Raw genomic sequence first — 20,415 nt, forward strand, 5'->3', positions numbered from 1 at the left:
GCACCTTCTTCATATACAACAACATAGCCACAAGCAGAGAACACGTCAGAGGGCAAACCACATAAACATATGTGTACAGCACAAAAGCAATTAGGCAGTTCTGTGCTTGCTGATAATCTGCTGAGAGTCAAAGCAGACAAGGAGGAAAAATGAAAAGGCCAGTCGCTGCTATCGCAGCCGCTTTAGCACTAGTTTTGGGCCTATCGGGCTGCGGTGCAGCCAACAGCACTCAAACCCAGCCAGCCGCGGCATCGCAAACGCCCAAGAAAAACAGCCGAGGCAACATCGTCAAACACATTGGCGACGAGGCCGGCATCACCGGCGAAGACGGCAATGACATGGCCGACTGGACGGTGACCAAGATAATCCCTGACCCGACCTGCTCAAACCCCGAACATCAGCAGCCGGAGCATGGCCATTTCGTCGAATTCGACATAAATGCCAAAACAACTGAGAAATACGATCCCGACAAATACGGCTCTTTGGATGTCGGCACCTCCTACCGGTGGCAGCTCATCCAGAAAGACGGCACACAATGGAACGGAATGCCGGGATCTTCGGCTGCCGAATCCTGCATGGTACAAACCGACAAGCTTCCGGGCTCGTTGAATCAGAATGCAAAAGCACAGGGCAAGGTCATATTCGATGTACCCTCTCTGGACGGAACCCTGTACTACCCGCAAATGGGCGAAGGGCATGGATGGGAGTATCCGCTCCAATGAAATTCGGCGTGCGAACACCCAGCCCCAGACGCTCACGCAAGACCCGAACCACGGGCAAGTGGAAGCAGCAGGCGAAGAAGACCCTCATACCCGGCTACGGGAGGAAGGGTGTGGGGTGGATACGGAACCCCAGGAAAGCCGCCTACAACAAGATCTACCGGAAGACGACGTTCAGCCTCTGGTACCTGTTCAAGTAAGACAAAATATAATCCCCGCTCCGGCGGGGCTTTTTCCATACTCCGGGAGTGTCGGAATAATCCGATGCAATTTAGTATACATTTTGGAGCTTGCAGACCTTGGCGTAGACAAAGGAAAAGCCCCGCAACCTTTGCGGCTGTAGGGCTTTGACTCTGTGCCCCCACGGGGGCTCGAACCCCGGACACGCTGATTAAGAGTCAGCTGCTCTAGCCAACTGAGCTATAGGGGCAGGGCACTTTCAAGAGCCAAGTAGATACTATACACGGTTTCGGCAGGCCCGCAACACGGCGCGTCACAGGTCTGCCGAATCCATGCATGGCCTGCTCAGACGATCTTGGGCATGGGAGTAGTCAGGGAGGTGGTCAGGTTCACCTGCAGGAGGCCGGCACCCGTATGGGCCTCGACCTTCTTCAGGGTGACTGTGCGCCTGTCCTGGTCGGCCCGGTCATCGTCGGTCATGGTAGCCGGCGACTTGACCGCAACTACAACCAGATCCTCGAGGGAAATGCCCACCTTGCTGCACAGGTCGGAGGCCGCCTGGAGACTGTCCTGGAATCCCTCACGCTCGACGACCCGATCAGCCGGCACACCGTAGGCGCTCTGGGCGATCCAGCGAATCCGATCCGGCACGGACATATCATGCAGGCTGGCTGTATCCGCCTGGGCGTTTACGGGCTCCTGCAGGGCCTTGATCAGATCGTCCAGCTGAGGCTCGAGGGCCTTGCCCCCGTCACGGAAGAGGTTGCCCACGATGGGCCTGCGGAAGCCCAGGCCGTCGGCGGTCTCCCGCAAGGAATCCACCTGGTCGTCCTCACCCTCCCAGAGGTTGATCAGCGGGAAGGTGGGGATGCCCAGTCCCTCCAGACGGTGCACGTGGAAGGGGTAGCGCCAGCTCAGCTTGGGATCGTCCCGCCAGGTGGTGGCACGGGTGACGACCACGGCTGCGGCCGGCCATTGGGCCCCATACTCGCGGGCGGCGATGTCCAGCCACTTCTGGGCGCCGGCATCGGCTCCGTAGCCTGCCTCGACGACGACCACATCGTGCCTGGCGCAGGCCATCTCCACGGACACCAGGCTGGGGATGCCGATGGAAACGTTGGCGAATGGCCCGCCATGCACATAGACCGGAGAGCCCTCCAAGGTCTCAGTGAAGGCTGGCTTGACCGCGTCTGTCAGAATGCCGGTGATCCGCCACAGGTCCACGAACTCCCCGAAGGTAACCGGACGGCCATCCAGGGTTCCCGCGACCATGGCGGCCACGCGCCGTTCGATCTCCTCCATGCTCCGGGAGAGCACCACAATCTGCATGAGCTCGCAGGTGGGCGTCAGCACGGTCCGCTCAGGCAGATCGCTCTTGCCTCGGTCCACAGTGATCTGCCTCAGAGACCGCGAGGGCACCTCGCTGACCCGGGGCACCAGAACGGTGTCCAACCGACCCTCGTCCACGGCCTTCTCCGCAAAGGAAACCAGCAGGTTCTGGGCGGATTCGATGGCCGCCATCTCCCCGCACAGTCCCCAATCCACCAGCTCAGGATGAGTCAGGGAGGACTTGCCGCCACCAGAGGCGCCACCCTTGGACCCGGCAGCGGTAATGCCCATGCTGGGCTGACGCAGGACTGCGGCGGCGTCCACTCCCCGGGCACGCAGGGCGTCGATCAGGGCGATGGTGGTGGTTGTCTTGCCCTCGCCACGCGAGGCCTTCAGCGGGGTGTCTGCGGTGACCAGCAGCACCCGGCCATGCTTGCGCGGCATATCCGGATGATCCTGCAGATCCTTCAGGTAGCCGAAGGCATCGATCTTGTCAAACAGGCCGTATGGCCTGACGTAATCGTCGAAGCCCGTCATGAGGCTCTCCTCCTTTATGATCCTTGTCAATCGGATGGCTCAGTTGTCGGACAGGTGGTAGCCGTTGCGCATGCCCATGCTGACCGTATAAAGCACTTGGCCCAGCAGGTCATCGGTCTCCTTGCGCAGACGGTCGGCCATGTCCTGGTTTGCAGCCTCCAGCACCTGGCGGACCTCGGGGTTATCCGTGCCCTTATCGGCGCCCTCCAGCCTGGCCACCTGTTCGTCTGCAGCGGCGATCAGACGATGGCCTACGCCTCCAACGCTCTGCTGGTAGCGTTCAACTGCAGCTGAAGTGCCGGCGAAGGCCGAGTCGCACAGTGCAGCGATCAACCGATCGGACCAGTAGAGGCTGTCAGTGGAGACACGATTCGTAGCATTAGTGAGATAATCAGGCGTCCGTCCCACATTGGCATAGAAGGGAACCAGGGCATTGAAAGCGTTTGACCCGTAGGACATCCACTGGATGGCCCGGCAGGATTCAGGCCGGTAGGGGCGCAGCTGAATCAGGGCCAGCTGGTCGTTGCGGTTGATGCCAATGGGCCGGTAGAGCCCCTTGGTGTGCTCGTCGCCGGTCCGCCCATAGGGATCGTAGGGTGTGCCCTGGTAGTGGGAGCTGAGCAGATACTTGACATCCTCCACGGTAATCAGGCGCTCAGGCTGACGGCACCAGGGAATGTTGTCGCTGGTGGGAGTGTGGTCGGCGTCCGGCCCGTCCCAGATTTCGTCATAGGGATTGAGGAAACGCTGCATGTACCAGGCCCGAGGCGTGTTGTATACATGGTCCGAATCACTGTGGGAGCCAAAGGCATCACGGGGGTTGAAGGGTGAAGCCGACTCCACGGCCAGGTCCAGGAAGTTGTCGGCAATGAACTCCCGCAGGTCGGCCGAGCAAAGGTGGTCGGTCTGGTCTCCGAAGGCGTCGTCCAGATCGAACTCGTCAATGCCCAGCTGGTTGGGCATGGTCACGTAGGAATCATCAGGCACGCGCTTGGCGATCCAGTGATGGCCACCAACAGTCTCCATCCACCAGATCTCGTCCACGTCACTGAAGGCAATGCCATTCATCTCGTAGGTGCCGTAGCGCTCGAGCAGGGAACCCAGCCGCTGGACGCCCTCCCGAGCCGAATGGATGTAGGGCAGGACGATGGTGACCAAGTCCTCCTCGCCGATGCCTCCAGGCACCTCGGCCAGATAGCCTTCATCGCCGGGGCGGCCCTGAGCAGGGGTGGGCTCCACCAGCGGATCGGCACCCAGAACACGCTCGTTGGTAGTGATGGTCTCGGTGGCTGACATGGCCACGTTGTCGCTGTTAACGCCTGCTTCGGCCCAGAGCCCCTGATCGAGCACGGCGTTGGGCACCGAGGTATAGCGCATGGGATCCTCGGGCAGGTCCATCTCCAAGTGACTGATCACGCTGCGGTAGTGCCGGGGCTGCTGGTCAGGAGCGACTAATACGAAACGCTTGGGACGGAACTCCCCGTTGGCTGAATCCTCATTCCGAGCGATGATGGTGGACCCGTCGTAACTGGCATTCTTGCCTATCAGAAGCGTGGTGCAGGGCATATAAGCGTCTTCCTTTGTCTGGTTGCGGTCAACTGTCATCACCAGTCCGGAAGTCGGGGGATGCCTTTACACCCGACTGCGTGGGCAGGCAGGGATGACGGCTGCCTGCGCACTTGGGGCACGGCCTCACTCTAGTGCTAGACCGTCCCAATACCAGGTCAGGCATCAGCCGGCAGCCAGGCCCGAGCCGCTGCGGCCACCGGCTGGGCGGAATGGATGGCATGGGCCAGGGCATTGAGCCAGAACCCTTCCTCCAGTCCGGGCAAGGACCCTTGAGTGGCCCAGACCGACAGCACATAATCATGGACCTGGTCCGGAGGCGTGGGGCCGTTGTAACGCATAAGCACGCCAGGGTCGTCGGCGATCTCCTCTTCCATGACCAGGGGCGAGGCCGCCGAGGTGCGCCCTTGGGGCACGCCGGGAATCAGATTAGACAGATTTCTGGAGAAGTCCTCCGGAATCGCCAGAACGGAGCTTTCGGTCCCGTCAGGCTGCAAGGCGAGCAAAGCCTCGATGGGCAGGTTGGCCAGGGACCAGTGGATCCAAGGGAAGCCGCACACGGGCACGGAGTCCGGATCCACCAGCATCCAGTGCAGGTACCGGGCCTCCTGGGGCACCCCTTCAAGCCGAAATGGGAAGGAAACTACAGGACGTCCCTTGCGGGTAAGGGACTGAGGGGCGCGCTTGGCGTACCGATCGGGAATAGTGCCGAAATCAGTGATAATCCTCATGATTCGATTCTCGCCCGCCCAGCCGACGAGGTCAAGCTCGTTCTTGACCAGAAATTAATTCGTACTCAGACCAGCAGGGTGCAGAAGAGGGCCTCGAAGACCAGGAGCGGCGAACCGTTGGCAGCCAGTCTCCTGCGAGCCCGGCCAATCAGCTGAATGCGATCAATTGCCCCCTGTCTGGAGAGTCTGACGGACAAATCAGCAATTGCCGCCCGATTCTCCAAATTGACCAAGCCGGCCTTCTCCTCGGCACCGTTCTGCAGGACGCCCACATCTCGGTAGACGCTGGACAAGGTGCTCAGGTTACGGTCCAGCACATCCCGGGTCAGTCTGGTGACCCGTCGGCGAACCTGATCCTTGCCCCCCAAGGCATGATAGGCCCCACGCAACTGCCGGGGAATGCGTTCCTTGTCCCTAAGCCCGTTAATCTGCCGAAACTCCCGCTCGTCCTTGGCCACCTCATCGTCCACGGTGGCGGTGGCCTGATCCCGAGCCGCGTCCACCACCCGGCCAGCCAGAATCACGGCATCCGAAGCGCGTCTAAGTCCCAGCAGGCCCACCACCAGCTCATCACGGTCGGCCAGGACCTGATCCCTGGTGGCATAGAGACGGGCGATGCCGATGTGCCCCTGGGCCAGACGGGCGGCCTTGGCGGCAAGGACCCGGTCCACCCCCACCTGGTCAGTCAGGAAATCGGCCACTGCGGTGTTGGACGGCACCGCCAAGTTGAGCACCCTGGTCCGTGAACGGATGGTAGGCAGCACATCCTGAGCGCTGGGTGCGCACAAAAGCCAGATGGTATGTTCGGCCGGCTCCTCGATCTCCTTGAGCAGCACATTGGTGGTCCGCTCCAGCATCCGATCCACATCTTCGATGATGATGACCCGCCATCGCGAGGTCGAAGGCATCTGTTCCGAGGTCATGATCAACTCCCTGACCTCGTTGATGCCGATGGTGACCTTGTTGGTGGATAGTATGGTCACATCCGGATGGGTTCCGGCCAGAACCTGCTGAGTGACGCGGGTGGGTTGGTCGTTCAATCCCTGGTCAGGGCTGATCAGGGCCGCCGCGAAAGCCCGTGCCAGATTGGAACGCCCCGATCCAGGAGGGCCGCAGATCAGCCAGGACTGCGCCACCTCGTCATGTCCCTGCGCCTGGGCCGCCACCGTCCGCTCAAGTAGCTCGACCGTGGGCTGCTGGCCCACAATGGCATCCCAGACGCTCATCGGGTCTTCCGCAGGAGTCGGGACCGGAGCAGCCAGCGAGCGCGGGAACCCACAGGAACCGAATCATCATCAGCATCCCCGCCTACTGTTCCTGTCTCCATGGGCTGGTCATCCTGGTCAACTTCAGCCTCCGATGCCTGATCGGACGTATCCGTAGCTTCGATCCAGTCCGGCTCTGCACCCTGCTCATCGTCCTCATAGCCTGCTGCCGATTCATCCTCGTCGGCATCGTCCTGACCGTCAGCGTCGCCATTCTCATCATCGGCATCCGGGAGATCGTCATCGACCTGTGGCAGATCTGGCTCGCGCCCTTCGACCAACTTGTCCAAATCGTCTTGGATGATCTGCCAGACCTGGTCGATGGATTGGGTGGCATCGATAACCAGGAACCGGTCGGGCTCCTTCTGAGCCAACTGCAGAAATGCCTGACGCACATGTTGCTGGAAATCGTCGCCAGCCGACTCCAGTCTATCGGGCTCATGGTCCAGACGTGACTTGGACTGAGACGGATCTGCATCCAGCAGGTAGGTACGTTTGGGCAGAAGGCCCTGACTGGCCCACAGACTCAACCGACGAATCACATCCGCCGACAGATCACGGCCTCCGGCCTGATAGGCCACTGAGGAATCCAGGTAACGGTCGCAGAGCACAATGTCTCCACGATCCAGAGCCGGACGAACTACCTGTGCCACGTGCTCTGCCCGATCCGCCGCATAGAGCAGGGCCTCGGTCCTGGGGGCCAGATCGTCGGAGGCATCAACCACGTCGGTACCTCCGGTCACAGCCACCGAGGGAAAAGCGGCCAAGCCGTGAAGGACGAGTTCCCGGATGGTCAATCCGACAGGGGTTCCGCCTGGCTCGCGGGTAACCAAAGATCGTAGTCCACGCTCCTGCAGATAGTTGTGTGCTTGTTGGACTTGGGTGGTTTTGCCTGCACCATCCACGCCCTCGAAGGAAATGAACAACCCATCGCTCATGCCTGATACTCCGTAGTCTTGGAAATCTTGGTGGTTTTAGTCTTCTTTGTGGTTTTGCGGGCGCGAGTGGCCGACTTTCCAGCTGTGGATTTGCCGGATGCCGACTTGCGAGCAGTGGACTTTCGTGCAGTAGACTTGCGGGTGGTCCGACCACGCCGCTTGGCAGGTCCGGCCGCGCGCTTCTCTGCCAGCAGGCGGAAGGCCACCTCTGGTTCGATGGACTGGGCCGTGTACTGCTTGGGCAGGGTCCTGTTGGTCTGCCCGTCGGTGATGTAGACACCGTAGAACCCGTCCTTGATGGTGACGGGTTTGCCGCTGTCAGGGTCCGTGCCCAGCTCACGAAGAGGAGGCTTGGCCGCGCTCCGGGAACGCCGTCCGTACTTGGGCTGGTCAAAGAGGGCTTTGGCCCCGGCCTGATCGATGGTGAAAATCTGCCCCTCGTCGGTCAGCGAGCGTGTCTCGGTGCCGCCGTCGGCCTTGGTGGCCGTCAGGTAGGGGCCATAACGGCCGTTGCTGGCAGTGACGGTGGCCTGGTCGGTTTCTCCCGTCTTGGCATCGGTCAGCTCGATACTGCCCACCGTCCTGGGCAGGCTGAGCAGCTTCAGAGCATCCTCCAAGGTGACCGTGTCCGGATCCATGGTTTTGAAGAGCGAGGCCATCTTGGGCTTAGGGCCTGTCTGCTTGGTTGTTCGTGCAGTCTTGCCGGCCGGCTTTTTCTGCTCGGCCGCTTCCTCCTCGGGGCTGATCAGGGCCACATAGGGCCCGAATCTACCCTTACGCACCTCGACCCGACCGCCGGTCTGCGGATCCTTGCCCAGCTGACGGGGACCGCCGGCATTGGCTGCAATCAGTTCATGTCCCGCTGCCACAGTCAGCTCGTCCGGAGCCATGGTGGGCGGCAAGGAGGCCCGCTTGGGGTTGCCGTCGGCATCCAGGTCGGCCGTATCCTCAAGATAAGGACCGTAACGACCGACCCTTACCTGCAGGCCATCACCAATCTCGATGGTGTTGATCTTGCGGGCGTCGATGTCTCCCAGCTGTGCCACCTGCTCCTGCAGGCCCTGATGAGCCTCGTCAGCGTTTTGAGCAGCGCCCGGGCCCGAGCCGAAGTAGAACCGGGTCAACCAGTCCTTGCCTCGCTCCTTGCCATGGGCGATCATGTCCAGGCCATTCTCCATCTGTGCCGTGAACTGGTAGTCCACATACTTGGGGAAATTGGTCTCCAACAATCCGACTACCGAAAATGCCAGCCAGGAGGGGATCAGTGCACGACCGCGCTCATAGACGTATCCGCGATCGATGATGGTCGAGATGATGCTGGCATAGGTGGAAGGCCTGCCTATCTCCTTGGCCTCCAGGGTCTTGACCAGAGAGGCCTCTGTATAACGGGCCGGCGGCTGGGTCTCATGACCCTCGGGATCGACGGAGGCAGCACGAAGCACGTCCCCCTGCTGGAGCGGGGGCAGGGAAGAACTCTCATCGGTCTGCTCAGAGCCTGCGTCCATGGCCTTGAGGAAGCCAGGGAACTTGATGACGGTACCTGAAGCCTGGAAGAGGGCCGTACCCTCCTTGCCCGCCTGCGCCGACAGGCGGATGGTGGCTGTGGACCCGGTGGCGTCGGCCATCTGCGAAGCCAGGGTGCGCCGCCAGATCAGGGTATAGAGCTTGAGCTGGTCAGGAGCCAGGCGGTCGGCCAGATCCTGGGGCCTATGGAAGGTGGAGCCTGCGGGCCGGATGCATTCGTGGGCCTCCTGGGCGCCGGCAGTCTTGGTCACATACTGCTTGGACTCGGTCGAAAGGTATTCCGCCCCGTATTCACGCTCGACCCCCTTTCGGGCAGCGGCAATGGCCTCCTGGGAGAGGGTGACCGAATCCGTACGCATGTAGGTGATGAACCCGTTCTCATAGAGCCCTTGGGCGGCACGCATGGTGGCCCGCGAACTCATGCCCAGCCGGTTGCCAGCCGTCTGCTGCAGGGTAGACGTAGTGAATGGGGGCTGAGGACGCCGCCGATAGGGCTTGGTCTCCATACCCGTCACCGTGAAGTCCTGATCCTTCAACGTCTCAGCCAGGTTCCGGGCATGCTTTTCATCCAGCTGCAGGACCTGCTCTTTGGCGGCCGTTTCCGTCAGCCGACCCTTGGATGTGAAGTCCTTGGAGACAGCCAGCCGCTGCTCCCCCAGGCTGATCATCCGCGCCTGAAAACCGCCTGACAACGACGATTCCCCGGTATCCTCCTGCACCAGACGCACCAGCAGATCCCAGTAGGAGGCTTTGACGAAGGCCATGCGCTCACGCTCGCGCTCCACAATCAGCCGGGTCGCCACAGACTGGACGCGCCCGGCGCTCAGCCCCGGACCCACCTTGCGCCAGAGTACCGGTGAAAGCTCGTAGCCATAGAGACGATCCAAAACCCTGCGGGTCTCCTGGGCATCGACCATGTGGGCATCCACGTCCCTGGTGTGCTTGAGCGAATTCTTGATGGCCTCGGGGGTGATCTCATGAAAGACCATGCGCTTTACCGGCACTTTCGGTTTGAGGGTCTGGACCAGATGCCAGGCGATGGCCTCCCCCTCCCGATCCTCATCAGTGGCCAGGTAGAGCTCGTCGGCGTTCTTCAGTGCCTTCTTGAGCTCGGACACCGTATGCTTCTTCTTATCGTCCACGATGTAGTAGGGCTTGAAGCCATCGTTCACGTCTACGCCGAACTTGCCATAGGCCTTCTTCTGGGAGGCCGGGATCTGCGATGGCTGGGCCAGGTCGCGGATATGGCCCACCGAGGCCATGACCGTGTAGCCCTTGCCCAGGTACCCGCCAATCTTCTTTGCCTTGGTTGGCGACTCAACAATGACGAGCTTATTGCCGGATGCCATGGCCTCTCCTTATATTGTGGTCTTTCGCACGCCATCTTACTCACGAGGTTCCGTCACCATGCAAATCAAGGGGCCATGTGCATGGATGTGAATCCCTGGGTCAGGTGGGGGTATGAATCAGAGATGTTCAGTACGTCCAGAGATCGACTTCAGTCATTTTGGGGCGGAGCCGGAGGCCGACCTACAAGTCCCATCCTGGTCAGAGGCGAGGCCGTGATCTGCCTCATCGCCAGAACCAGCCCCAGGGTCAGCGACAGAACAGAGGCCATCATTATGACAGCCGAGCAGTGAACCCCGTAGGCCGTCCACCGGGCGCCGATCTCCAGACCAGGGCTGATCTGCCAGATGACATAGCAAGCGTAGAGAACCCCCAGAAACCCCGCTACCAACATCAGGGTGGAGACAATCTGAATAGAAGCCGAGGACATTCTGGTCCCAGGGACATCCATCCCGCTTCCCCGAGTGGCGGCCAGAGCAATAAGACAGAGACCGGCCGGAATAAGAATGCCCATGACCACGTCCGAGGGGCGGTGCCAGCCACCCTGCACCAGCGAGCAGCCCACGGACAGGTCAAAGGCAAACCCCACCAAGGCGACCGGGGCCCTCCAAATGCGGGGCACCACACAGAGCAGGGCCAGTACCACCGCAAGAGCCAAGATGGTGTGTCCCGAGGGGGCTGAGTTGGCTGTGGAGGCCTGAGCATGGATCAGCACAGGGCGGGGCAGGATGCGTTTGAGAATGCGCGCCGCCACGTAGACCACCAGAGCATAAACCGCAACCTGGCCGAGCAGCCACCACCGGTGCCGAGCCAGAACAACCACCAGGGCCGCAAGACCCAGCACCACGCAGATCACCACAGTCACATAGGGAATGGTGAACAGCCCCAGATAAGCCTTGACCAGGGGCGCCTGGTCAAGAAATCCTCGGAAGTTGGTCAGGGCCATGTCGTCATAGGTCTGCCCGGGAACAGTCCAGACGGCCGCCCACCAGACCAAAGCCGCCAGACCCAGGCAGGCCAGGCCGACGACCAGGCACAGAACCAGGGCTGAAATCCGGGGGCGAGACGTCAGGGAATCCTGGTCGACATGGCTGCCGTCCGCCTCGGTCTGCTCATTCGGACTCCGGTACCAGGTCTGCTGTGCTTCGCCCTGCTTGCGCTTGTTGGTCATACCTCAAGACTCTATCCAACCCCTGGGTCGACAGCCGACACCCTGTCCGACGAACGCTTTGTTTTCACGACTTCAGCCAGCCCAGGCTGTGCAAATATGGAAAACTCCCACGCACCCGCCAGAGGCCACTTACCCTTGCTGCATTCCTGCCCTGGGGGGATTGGGTGACATAACGCCACGTGAGAGCAAGTCACCATGATAGCAGACAGGCTCCACTTGTCCATTGGAAAGCGCCAACCCATCCATGCCAGGTGCCTATTCGGTCGATATTGCCGCCCGCTGCTTCCCTGACCAGACCTGTCCGCTAGCATGTAGACAACAGGATCGCCGTACTCCAGCGGTTGATCACGGAATCATGCCGGACCCTGGCAATAGACAGCAGACGACCCGGCATCATAGCGACAAGGGATGGATGGCTGAAGACGAATGGCTGATATGGATGCTGATTTGGTGATTGTGGGCGCTGGCCTGTTCGGTTTGACCGTGGCCCAGCAGGCGGTCGAGCACAGCGGGGCCCGGGTGCGGATCATCGACGTGCGCGACCACATCGGCGGCAATGCTTACTCCTACATGGACGAGGAGACTGGGGCCGAAATCCACAAGTACGGGGCCCACCTCTTCCACACCTCCAACCGCAAGGTCTGGGAGTATGTCAATCGCTTCACCGAATTCACCGACTACACCCACCGGGTCTACACCACCCACAAGGGCGAGGTCTACCCCCTGCCCATCAATCTAGGCACCATCAACCAGTTCTTCCACGCCCACTACACCCCCCAACAGGCCCGGGAACTGATCCGGGAGCAGGCCGGCGAGCTGGCCGGGACCGACCCGGGCAACCTGAATGACCAAGGTATCTCTCTGATCGGCCGACCCCTGTACGAGGCCTTCATCAAGAACTACACGGCCAAGCAATGGCAGACCGACCCTTCACAGCTACCCGCCTCAATCATCAAGCGGCTGCCTGTGCGGTTCAACTACGACAACCACTACTTCAAAGACACCTGGGAGGGCCTGCCCAAGGACGGCTACACAGCCTGGTTCGAGAGGATGATCGACGATCCGCGCATCCAGGTGAGCCTGAAAACCGACTTCTTCGACAACTCACAGCCCTGGAACCGGGATGCTCTGGTGGGCCAGGTCCCCGTGGTCTACACCGGCCCGGTCGACCGCTACTTCGACTACCGCCTGGGCGAGCTCAAGTGGCGGACCGTGGACTTCAAGGAGCGCCGCTACGACGAGGACGACCACTTTGGCTGCCCGGTCATGAACTTCTCCGATCCTGATGTGCCCTACACCCGCGCCATTGAGTTCAAGAACTTCAACCCCGAACGCTACGACCGGCAGAACCATGAGCGGACCGTGGTCTGGGAGGAATACAGCCGATTCGCCGGCAAGGGCGACGAACCCTACTACCCCATCAACACAAGCGACGACCGGGCCCTCTATACCCAGTACAAACAACTGGCCGCCCAGCAGCCGAAGGTGGTCTTCGGCGGCCGCCTGGGCACCTACGCTTACTACGACATGCACCAGGTCATCAACTCGGCCCTGGATGCCTGGGAGAAGCGGATCGCTCCACTGGTAGGCCCCGCCAAGGACTGAGACCGAACCCGATTCGTGCCGACACTTTAGCGGCAATCATCCCACTGGGGTGACGGGAAGAGAATGGGTTCCGCCTTCGCCCACAGGGCGATCATGTCGTCGTCAGGATTGGTCAGCGCCTGAATCTGCACCCCATCCATGGTACAATAAACGGTTCTGATCAACCGGTGGAAGGCCGACCGATCCCGATAGGGCTCAGGCAACTTCCAGCGGATCCCGTCCATGAAGTCGATCATCCGGGCATGGCGATCACGGTAGTACTCGTGTGCGGGATGAGCAGGATCGTGAGCCTCCACAGCCAAATGCATGAAGAGCATGACCAGGACCATACGCTCGGCGTTCTCCTTGACCAGACGACGCAGGTAACCAGGCAACGAATAGAGGGAGTGCCCCTCCTGGTCTCGACCAATGGCAAGTTCATCGCGCTCGCCGGGCTTTGATCCAAAAGTGAAAGAACCCTGATCGTAGTAGACTTGGATAACCAAAGAGAGCAGTTCCTCGCGCGTGCGGGCATAATGACGCAATCCCGGCAAGGTCAGACCCACTGCATCCGCAATGGCCTGCATGGAGACGCCGTAGGTACCGTAGTAGGCGATCATCTGGGCGGCGACCCGGGCTATCTGTCTGCGACGTTCATCAGGGGGCATCCGCCGACGAGCCCCGATCGGGCGCCCTGGAAGGCGTCCGACCTGATCGCCGCCCGCCCTGTTGCTGGTCTTCCTGTTCGCATCACTCATCAGAATCATCATACCGTTGGCCGACAGACCGTCCTCGGCCGCGCATAGCCCCTTTCTCTACCCCGTTCCCAAAATGGGAACCGCCCATGCGTACCTGCTCTCTTGCTTGTTTTATATATTTAAGATATAAAACAATATGGGAAGCACGGCGCTTCCCCACTGTGCACAGACGCACCAAAAGAAAGGGAGTCGGATAATGACACAAGCCGATTCAGCAGGCGGGCAGGAGCTCGGCACCGCAGCCAAAAGCCGATACTGCATTGCCTTCTTCATTTTCAATCTGTTCTGGATGATGGCCCTGTCCATCGTCGCCTCGGTCTTGCTGCCCCAACGCCTGACCGACATCGCTCCGGGGTCCAAGGTTGCCATATCCGGGGTCTTCAACGCCACCACGGCTCTGACCTCCCTGGTATCCAACCTGATCGTGGGCAACCTGTCCGACAGGACCCGTTCCATCTTCGGCCGCAGAACCCCCTGGGTCGTTTCCGGTGGCCTTATAGCCGGCATCTCGCTCTTCCTCATGGGTATCATTGCCAACGTCTGGATCATCGGCATCTTCTACTGCCTGGCCATGGTCGGCCTGAACATGATGATCTCGCCAGTAGTCGCCTCCCTGTCCGACCGTGTTCCCGAATCACAACGGGCCACCATGTCGGCATTTATATCGGCGGGCAATCTGGTGGGCAACTCCCTGGGCACCTTGGTCGGCGCCCGGTTCATCACTATGCAAATCCCCGGCTGGATCATGTCCGGCCTGGTCATGGGCGTGGCCGGCCTTGTCACAGTGGTCATTTGGCCCAAGGAACCCTCTTCCAAGGACATGCCCGCTCTGAGCAGCAGCCTGCGCTCCATCCTGGAATCCTTCCGCCCGCCTCGCCACGCGCCCGACTTCTGGCTGGCCTTTGCGGGGCGTTCCCTGCTCCTGTTCAGCTACTACATGATTCTCAACTACCAGCTCTTCATCCTCCAGGACTACATGGGCCAGTCCGTCAAGGACTCGGCGGCCACCATGTCGACCATGTCCCTGGTGCTGATTGTGGTCTCCATGATTGCGGCCCTGGGAGCAGGGCCGATCTCCGACAGAATCGGCCGCAGGAAGATGCCCGTGGTCATTGCCAGCCTGCTTCTGGCCCTGGGCTACGCCATGCCCTGGATCATCCATAGCCCCGTGGGCATGATCCTGTTCACCGCCATCGGCGGCTTCGGCTACGGAATGTATGGGTCGGTCGACCAGGCACTCAACGTGGACGTTCTGCCCAATGCCGAGGAGGCCGGCAAGGATCTGGGCATCCTCAACATCGCCACCACCCTGGGTCAGATGGTGGGGCCCATGGTGACCTCGCTGATCGTCTCGGTGACCAAGTCCTACCAGCTGGTCTTCCCCACCGCCATCGTCCTGGTGCTGCTGGCCTGCATCTTCATCAGCCGAATCCGCACCATCAAGTAAGGAGTCCAGACATTGAGCATCCACATCGACCCGCGCCTGACCACCGGCACCATCAGCCCCTACCTGCACGGCCAGTTCATTGAATTCCTCGGCGAGTGCATAGATCAGGGACTATGGGTGGGCACGGATTCATCCATCCCCAACACCAATGGCATCCGCACGGACGCCCTCAAGGCCTTGAAAGCACTGAAGCCTCCCCTGCTGCGCTGGCCCGGCGGCTGCTATGCCGACACCTACCACTGGCGTCAGGGAGTCGGGCCCCGCAATCAGCGTCCGGTGGGATACAACGAGAACTTCGGCACCTACCAACCTGACAGACACGGTTTCGGCACTGACGAATTCCTCCGCCTGTGCCAGGCCATTGGGGCCGAACCCTGGATCAACGTGAACATGATGAGTGGATCCGTGGCCGAGATGCGCGACTGGATGGAGTACTGCAACCGTCCATCGGGCACGGCCATGTCAGCCATGCGTGCCGCCAACGGCCACCCCTCCCCATACGGCGTGAAGTTCTGGGGTCTGGGGAACGAGCCTTGGGCCGGCGGGGGGACGATGACCCCGTCCATGTACGCGGACCGCTATCGGATGTTCGCCTCGGCCATGCCCTCCTTCGCCGAGAACGCGGACCAGCCCCCGATGATCCGGCCCATCGCCTGCGGTCCAGACGGAAACAAGCCTATGGAACGAGTGCGCTGGACCAGGGACTTCTTCCAGGCTTTGGCCCAGTACCGCCAGCCGCCCATCGCCGCCTACGACCTGCACTTCTACAACTGGAACATCGACCACCCCGACGACACTTCCACCCGATTCGATCAGGATGGCTGGGATCGTGTGATTCGAGGCGCCCTCGAGCTCGGTGAGGTCATCGACCAGCAGTGGAATCTGATGCAGGCCTGCCTGGCCGCCATGCCCCACCCTGAGAGCACCATGGATTCCAGGCTGACAAAGGTCGATCTGGTCATGGGTGAATGGGGCAACTGGCATGGCGATGCCTTCACTGCACGTCCGGCGCTCCGGCAGCAGGTGACCATGCGCGACGCGGTCACCTCGGCCCTGACGCTGGATATCCTTCAATCCAGGTGCGACAAGGTCTCCATGGCCTGCAACGCACAGACCCTGAACGTCCTCAACTCGCTGATCCTGACCGAGGACGAAGCCACCATCCTGACCCCCAACTACGACGTCTTCATGATGTACCGGTGCCACCAGGGGGCCCGCGCAATCCAAAGCCTGCCGGAAGCCGACAACCCGTCCCTGAAGGTCTTTGCCTCGGTCAAGAACGGACACATCATGGTGGACCTGGTCAACACCGACATGGCCTCCGCCACCGAAGCGAGGCTGACCCTGCCTGAGCCTGTGCGTCCTGTAGGCATGCAAAGCCTTTCAACGCAGGATCCACATGCCTGCAATACCCGATCGGACCCGAACCAGGTCAGGGCTCGCCGGGTCGATGTCTCGGACATCCCCGAAGGACGTGAAATTACGGTCCGCCTGGATCCGGCCTCAGTGAATGTGCTCGACCTGGCCATGGTCTGACAGCGGAAAGCATCAACCGGCAGGTTGGGCACCATGCCCGCAATCCGCCGTTCAAACATATAAAACAGCATGTGGCCGACCCCCGAAAGAGGTCGGCCACATGCTTTATCAGGCGCCTGACAGCGCCCGACTGACTCTACTCAGGCGTGCCAGACGTCCTTGCCGTTCTCCTTGGCGGCCTTGACATCGGCATCCAGGGCGCTCTCGTCGCCCTCCACCTTGCCGGTGATGTAATCCTCGACCAGCTGGCGGGCCTCGTTGTCCTCATGCTGGACAGCGGGCGACTTCATGAAGTAGGAGCTGGGCGCCAGCACCGGACCGGCCAGGTGGCGGTCCAGGGCGATCTTGGCGGCGCGCAGGGCATCGATGACGATACCGGCCGAGTTGGGTGAATCCCAGACTTCCAGCTTGTACTCCAGATTCAGCGGGACATCTCCAAAGGTGGTGCCCTCCAGACGCACGAAGGCGAACTTGCGGTCATCCAGCCAGGCCACATAGTCCGAGGGACCGATGTGGACGTTGTGGGGATCCATGTCGTGAGGAACAATGGATGTGACCGCACGGGTCTTGGAAACCTTCTTGGACTCCAGACGGGTACGCTGCAGCATGTTCATGAAGTCCATGTTGCCGCCCACGTTCAGCTGATAGGTGCGGTCCAGGCGCACACCGCGATCCTCGAAGAGACGGGCCATGACCCTGTGCGTAATGGTGGCACCCACCTGGCTCTTGATGTCGTCACCCACGATGGGCAGCCCGGCATCGCGGAACTTCTGAGCCCACTCGGGGTCGGAGGCGATGAAGACGGGCAGACAGTTGACGAAGGCACAACCGGCCTCGATGGCGGCGGTGGCGTAGGCCTTGTCGGCCTGCTCAGAGCCGACGGGCAGGTAGGAGACCAGCACATCGACCTTCTTGTCGCGCAGAACCTGGGCCACATCCACGGGCTCGGCATCCGACTCGGTGATCATCTTCTTGTAGTACTCGCCCAGCCCGTCGCCGGTCGGCCCGCGCAGGACCTCCACGCCCTTGTTGGGAACGTCGCAGAACTTGTAGGTGTTGTTTTGCGAGGCGAAGATGGCCTCGCTCAGGTCCTTGCCGACCTTGAGTGAATCCACATCGAAGGCGGTCACGAACTCCACGTCACGAATGCGGTAGCCGCCGAAATTGGCGTGCATGATGCCCGGGATCTTGTCATCATCCTTGGCGTCCTTGTAATATTCGACTCCCTGTACCAGCGAGGAAGCGCAGTTGCCCACGCCCGCTATAGCTACACGGATGCTCATACAAACTCCTCTGATTTACTGAGTTATTCCAACCTAAGCATACCTTCTCCCGATGGATGGCATGGTGGAATCGGGCTTCATATGCGCGCCCGCTGGCAGTATAGACCCCAAAGGATGGTGCAAACGTACGAAAATGATGAACGTTCAGCCCTAGGTCGAACAGTTTTCAGCCCTGCCGGATAGCGTGGTTGGCATGGCCAATCAGACTCGTTCAGTCAGTTCGACCTCGCCCACACGCAGGATCCAGTCCGGAGCGAGTGGGGGCAGGAATCGCGCCGACAGGCTCACCTCGCGGCATGCCGACCGGAATCCCCGGGGCGGCGGACCTCGTCGCAGGCGGCCTCACAAGAAGTCACATCGTGTGCTTAAGTGGACCCTGGCCCTGCTGGGACTGGTGCTGGTCGCCGGGGCGGCGGCTTTCGCATACCTGTATCTGACCACTGAAATCATCCCACCGGAGAAGCAGGCCCTGGCACAAAAAACCACGGTCTACTATGCGGACGGCACAACACCCATCGGAACCTACGCCGATCAGAACCGGGAAATCATAGACTGCGCTGTCCTGCCCAAGTATGTGGGCAATGCGGTCGTCGCCTCGGAGAACCGCTCCTTCTATAAGGACAACGGCATCGACCTCAAGGGCATCGGTCGTGCCCTGCTCAACAACGTGACCAAGGGCACCCGGCAGGGTGGATCCACCATCACCCAGCAGTACGCTGAGCGCTACTATCTGGGCGAGACCACCTCCTACAAGGGCAAGCTGCGCGAGGCCATCCTCTCTTTGAAGATTTCCAGGACCGAGAGCAAGGACGCGGTCCTGTGCAACTACATGAACACCATCTACTTCGGCCGCGGCGCCTACGGGATCCAGGCCGCCGCCCAGAATTACTTCGGCAAGGACGCCAAGGACCTGACCATGCCCGAGTCGGCCATGCTGGCCGGCATCATCCCCGCCCCGGCCTCCTGGGATCCGGCGATCAACCCCAAGCAGGCCGAATCGCGCTTCCACAGGGTGCTGGGCATAATGGAGGAGGACCACTACATCAGCCGCCAGGACCGGGTCGGCGCCCAGATGCCCCAGACCATCAAGTACTCGCCGCAGAACGTCTATCAGGGGCCCAACGGCTATCTGCTGCGTATGGTCCGCAACGAGCTGGCCTCCGGCAAAAAGGCCCCCTTTACCGCGGACGATCTGGATACTGGCGGCTACCGAATCATCACCACCATCCAAAAGGACAAGCAGGATCTGATGTTCCAGGTGGCAAGCCCGTCCACAGGCAACAAGCGTCAGCCACCCACCCTGCAGACCGGTGGGCTCTCGGTCGATCCCAGGACCGGGGCCATCATCTCCCTGTATGCCGGTGACGACTACCTGACCCACCCGCTCAACAACGTGGATCAGGCGACCTACCAGGTGGGTTCGACCATGAAGGCCTACACGCTCCTGGCCGCCATCCAGGATGGAGTCAACCTGAACACTGTCTTCAACGGCAATTCACCGCGCACCTTCTCCAGCGTGGGCAAGTCCGTCGCCAACGACGGAAACGTCAGCTACGGATACATCAATCTCTATTCGGCCTTCGCCAGATCGGTCAACACGGTCTTCATGGATCTGGGGGAACACGTGACCTCACAAAAAATCGCCCAGGTGGCCCACACAGCTGGCATCACCGGCAAAATCGACGACACGACCACCTTCGACACCCTGGGCCTGGATGCCCTCTCGGTCTATGACGTGACACAGGGGTATGCCACTCTGGCCAATGGCGGCAAGCGGCCACAGCTGCATCTGGTGGCCCAGGTCAAGGATGCCAAGGATCAGGAGCTCTACACGGCCGCGATCCAGTCGGATCAGGTCTTCAACGCCGACCAGGTGGCCCTGCTGCAGAAAGCCATGAGCACCACAGTTCAGTACGGCACCGCCACCTATGCGCGTTCCCTGGGCAGGCCCATCGCCGGCAAGACAGGCACGGCCAACGACCAGACAGCCATATCCTTCGTCGGATTCACCCCCTCGGTTCTGACCACCTTCGCTGTCTGGAACCAAGGGCAGGACGGCAGCGCACTCAGGGTGCCCGCCGTCTATCAGAATGAGTTTCTACCGGTCCCGCTGTTCACCCAGTACATGAAGTCGGCCTTGGGCAACAGCCCAGTGGAGCGCTTCCCTGCGGCCGAAGACCATGGCAAGATCGGCGGGCCGGATGGCAGCTGGGGCACCGGATATAGGCAGAGCTACTCCTATACGCCCAAGCGCAGCTACAACTATGGATATGTGCCTCAGCAACGCAGCCAACAGCACACAGCTCCCCAGCAGGAGTCAGGAGCCGGCAACGGTTCAGGTTCAGGCAATGGAGGCGGTTCAGGCAATGGAGGTGGTACCGAGGACAGCAAGAGCGGAACCACTGGGGGCAACTCCGAGTCAGAGTCATCCCAGCAGTAAACCAGTGTGGACAACCTGGCCTGATCCGAACCAATCCGCTGCGTTCGGATCAGGCGGTGA

Annotated in this window: 14 protein-coding genes, 1 tRNA gene, 1 other RNA gene and 1 pseudogene; 6 read left to right on the top strand and 11 right to left on the bottom strand. The window is 61.0% G+C overall.

Annotated features, from left to right (window positions below; all coding sequences use genetic code 11):
• Positions 1 to 149: 149 nt before the first annotated feature.
• Both H3T89_RS04080 and H3T89_RS04085 read left to right on the top strand, forming a co-directional pair.
• Positions 150 to 722, top strand: coding sequence for a hypothetical protein (locus H3T89_RS04080; protein ID WP_015022529.1), 573 nt, complete (start codon positions 150 to 152; stop codon positions 720 to 722).
• On the top strand, positions 719 to 919 hold the full coding sequence (locus tag H3T89_RS04085) for a hypothetical protein (protein ID WP_015022530.1): 201 nt from the start codon (positions 719 to 721) through the stop codon (positions 917 to 919). Before H3T89_RS04080 ends, H3T89_RS04085 begins: the two co-directional genes overlap by 4 nt.
• A gap of 156 nt (positions 920 to 1,075) precedes the next feature.
• Here the strand turns inward: H3T89_RS04085 and H3T89_RS04090 are convergent.
• The 9 genes and pseudogenes from H3T89_RS04090 to ffs form a co-directional block, all read right to left on the bottom strand.
• A tRNA-Lys gene (locus tag H3T89_RS04090) sits at positions 1,076 to 1,149 on the bottom strand.
• Positions 1,150 to 1,244: 95 nt separating this feature from the next.
• Positions 1,245 to 2,765, bottom strand: a complete 1,521-nt coding sequence (locus H3T89_RS04095; RefSeq protein ID WP_015022531.1) for a formate--tetrahydrofolate ligase — start codon at positions 2,763 to 2,765, stop codon at positions 1,245 to 1,247.
• A 39-nt stretch (positions 2,766 to 2,804) separates the two neighbouring features.
• On the bottom strand, positions 2,805 to 4,331 hold the full coding sequence (locus H3T89_RS04100; protein WP_015022532.1) for a C69 family dipeptidase: 1,527 nt from the start codon (positions 4,329 to 4,331) through the stop codon (positions 2,805 to 2,807).
• Positions 4,332 to 4,489: 158 nt separating this feature from the next.
• Positions 4,490 to 5,062 carry a YbhB/YbcL family Raf kinase inhibitor-like protein gene (locus H3T89_RS04105; RefSeq protein WP_015022533.1) on the bottom strand — a complete coding sequence of 191 codons (573 nt, stop codon included), beginning with the start codon at positions 5,060 to 5,062 and terminating at the stop codon, positions 4,490 to 4,492.
• Between the two features lie 65 nt (positions 5,063 to 5,127).
• Positions 5,128 to 6,288, bottom strand: a complete 1,161-nt coding sequence (locus tag H3T89_RS04110; protein WP_015022534.1) for a DNA polymerase III subunit delta' — start codon at positions 6,286 to 6,288, stop codon at positions 5,128 to 5,130.
• A 323-nt stretch (positions 6,289 to 6,611) separates the two neighbouring features.
• A pseudogene (gene tmk, locus H3T89_RS04115) lies at positions 6,612 to 7,265 on the bottom strand (dTMP kinase); the annotation flags it as partial.
• Positions 7,262 to 10,138, bottom strand: a complete 2,877-nt coding sequence (gene topA, locus H3T89_RS04120) for a type I DNA topoisomerase (RefSeq protein WP_015022536.1) — start codon at positions 10,136 to 10,138, stop codon at positions 7,262 to 7,264. The pseudogene tmk and the gene topA, both read right to left, overlap by 4 nt.
• Before the next feature lie 149 nt (positions 10,139 to 10,287).
• Positions 10,288 to 11,307 (bottom strand): phosphatase PAP2 family protein, encoded by a 1,020-nt coding sequence (locus tag H3T89_RS04125; protein WP_015022537.1) that lies wholly within the window; start codon positions 11,305 to 11,307, stop codon positions 10,288 to 10,290.
• A 98-nt stretch (positions 11,308 to 11,405) separates the two neighbouring features.
• Positions 11,406 to 11,496, bottom strand: an RNA gene (gene ffs, locus H3T89_RS04130) — signal recognition particle sRNA small type.
• Between the two features lie 237 nt (positions 11,497 to 11,733).
• Here ffs and glf point away from each other — a divergent pair.
• Positions 11,734 to 12,912 carry a UDP-galactopyranose mutase gene (gene glf, locus H3T89_RS04135; RefSeq protein WP_015022538.1) on the top strand — a complete coding sequence of 393 codons (1,179 nt, stop codon included), beginning with the start codon at positions 11,734 to 11,736 and terminating at the stop codon, positions 12,910 to 12,912.
• Positions 12,913 to 12,938: 26 nt separating this feature from the next.
• Here the strand turns inward: glf and H3T89_RS04140 are convergent, their stop codons facing one another.
• Positions 12,939 to 13,649: a TetR/AcrR family transcriptional regulator gene (locus H3T89_RS04140; protein ID WP_015022539.1), complete on the bottom strand. Its 711-nt coding sequence runs from the start codon at positions 13,647 to 13,649 to the stop codon at positions 12,939 to 12,941.
• A gap of 196 nt (positions 13,650 to 13,845) precedes the next feature.
• On the opposite strand from H3T89_RS04140, the gene H3T89_RS04145 reads away from it, so the two are divergent.
• Together H3T89_RS04145 and H3T89_RS04150 are read left to right on the top strand one after the other, a co-directional pair.
• On the top strand, positions 13,846 to 15,096 hold the full coding sequence (locus tag H3T89_RS04145) for an MFS transporter (protein WP_110417726.1): 1,251 nt from the start codon (positions 13,846 to 13,848) through the stop codon (positions 15,094 to 15,096).
• A 12-nt stretch (positions 15,097 to 15,108) separates the two neighbouring features.
• A complete protein-coding gene (locus H3T89_RS04150) occupies positions 15,109 to 16,632 on the top strand; it encodes an alpha-L-arabinofuranosidase C-terminal domain-containing protein (RefSeq protein ID WP_198216297.1) in 1,524 nt (507 codons plus the stop codon).
• Between the two features lie 140 nt (positions 16,633 to 16,772).
• On the opposite strand, the gene H3T89_RS04155 is transcribed toward H3T89_RS04150, so the two are convergent.
• Positions 16,773 to 17,915 carry an inositol-3-phosphate synthase gene (locus H3T89_RS04155; protein WP_015022542.1) on the bottom strand — a complete coding sequence of 381 codons (1,143 nt, stop codon included), beginning with the start codon at positions 17,913 to 17,915 and terminating at the stop codon, positions 16,773 to 16,775.
• Positions 17,916 to 18,108: 193 nt separating this feature from the next.
• Here H3T89_RS04155 and H3T89_RS04160 point away from each other — a divergent pair, with 193 nt between their 5' ends.
• Positions 18,109 to 20,355: a transglycosylase domain-containing protein gene (locus tag H3T89_RS04160; protein WP_015022543.1), complete on the top strand. Its 2,247-nt coding sequence runs from the start codon at positions 18,109 to 18,111 to the stop codon at positions 20,353 to 20,355.
• Positions 20,356 to 20,415 lie beyond the last annotated feature (60 nt).

Source organism: Bifidobacterium sp. W8114 (assembly GCF_016101165.1).
Taxonomy (GTDB): Bacteria; Actinomycetota; Actinomycetes; order Actinomycetales; family Bifidobacteriaceae; genus Bombiscardovia; species Bombiscardovia asteroides.

Coding starts and splice junctions, on each gene's coding strand:
- H3T89_RS04100 (WP_015022532.1), bottom strand. CDS start 4,331: ATGCCCTGCACCACGCTTCTGATAGGCAAGAATGCCAGTTACGACGGG.
- H3T89_RS04085 (WP_015022530.1), top strand. CDS start 719: ATGAAATTCGGCGTGCGAACACCCAGCCCCAGACGCTCACGCAAGACC.
- H3T89_RS04125 (WP_015022537.1), bottom strand. CDS start 11,307: ATGACCAACAAGCGCAAGCAGGGCGAAGCACAGCAGACCTGGTACCGG.
- H3T89_RS04080 (WP_015022529.1), top strand. CDS start 150: ATGAAAAGGCCAGTCGCTGCTATCGCAGCCGCTTTAGCACTAGTTTTG.
- H3T89_RS04105 (WP_015022533.1), bottom strand. CDS start 5,062: ATGAGGATTATCACTGATTTCGGCACTATTCCCGATCGGTACGCCAAG.
- H3T89_RS04140 (WP_015022539.1), bottom strand. CDS start 13,649: ATGAGTGATGCGAACAGGAAGACCAGCAACAGGGCGGGCGGCGATCAG.
- H3T89_RS04145 (WP_110417726.1), top strand. CDS start 13,846: ATGACACAAGCCGATTCAGCAGGCGGGCAGGAGCTCGGCACCGCAGCC.
- glf (WP_015022538.1), top strand. CDS start 11,734: ATGGCTGATATGGATGCTGATTTGGTGATTGTGGGCGCTGGCCTGTTC.
- H3T89_RS04160 (WP_015022543.1), top strand. CDS start 18,109: ATGGCCAATCAGACTCGTTCAGTCAGTTCGACCTCGCCCACACGCAGG.
- H3T89_RS04110 (WP_015022534.1), bottom strand. CDS start 6,288: ATGAGCGTCTGGGATGCCATTGTGGGCCAGCAGCCCACGGTCGAGCTA.
- H3T89_RS04155 (WP_015022542.1), bottom strand. CDS start 17,915: ATGAGCATCCGTGTAGCTATAGCGGGCGTGGGCAACTGCGCTTCCTCG.
- H3T89_RS04095 (WP_015022531.1), bottom strand. CDS start 2,765: ATGACGGGCTTCGACGATTACGTCAGGCCATACGGCCTGTTTGACAAG.
- topA (WP_015022536.1), bottom strand. CDS start 10,138: ATGGCATCCGGCAATAAGCTCGTCATTGTTGAGTCGCCAACCAAGGCA.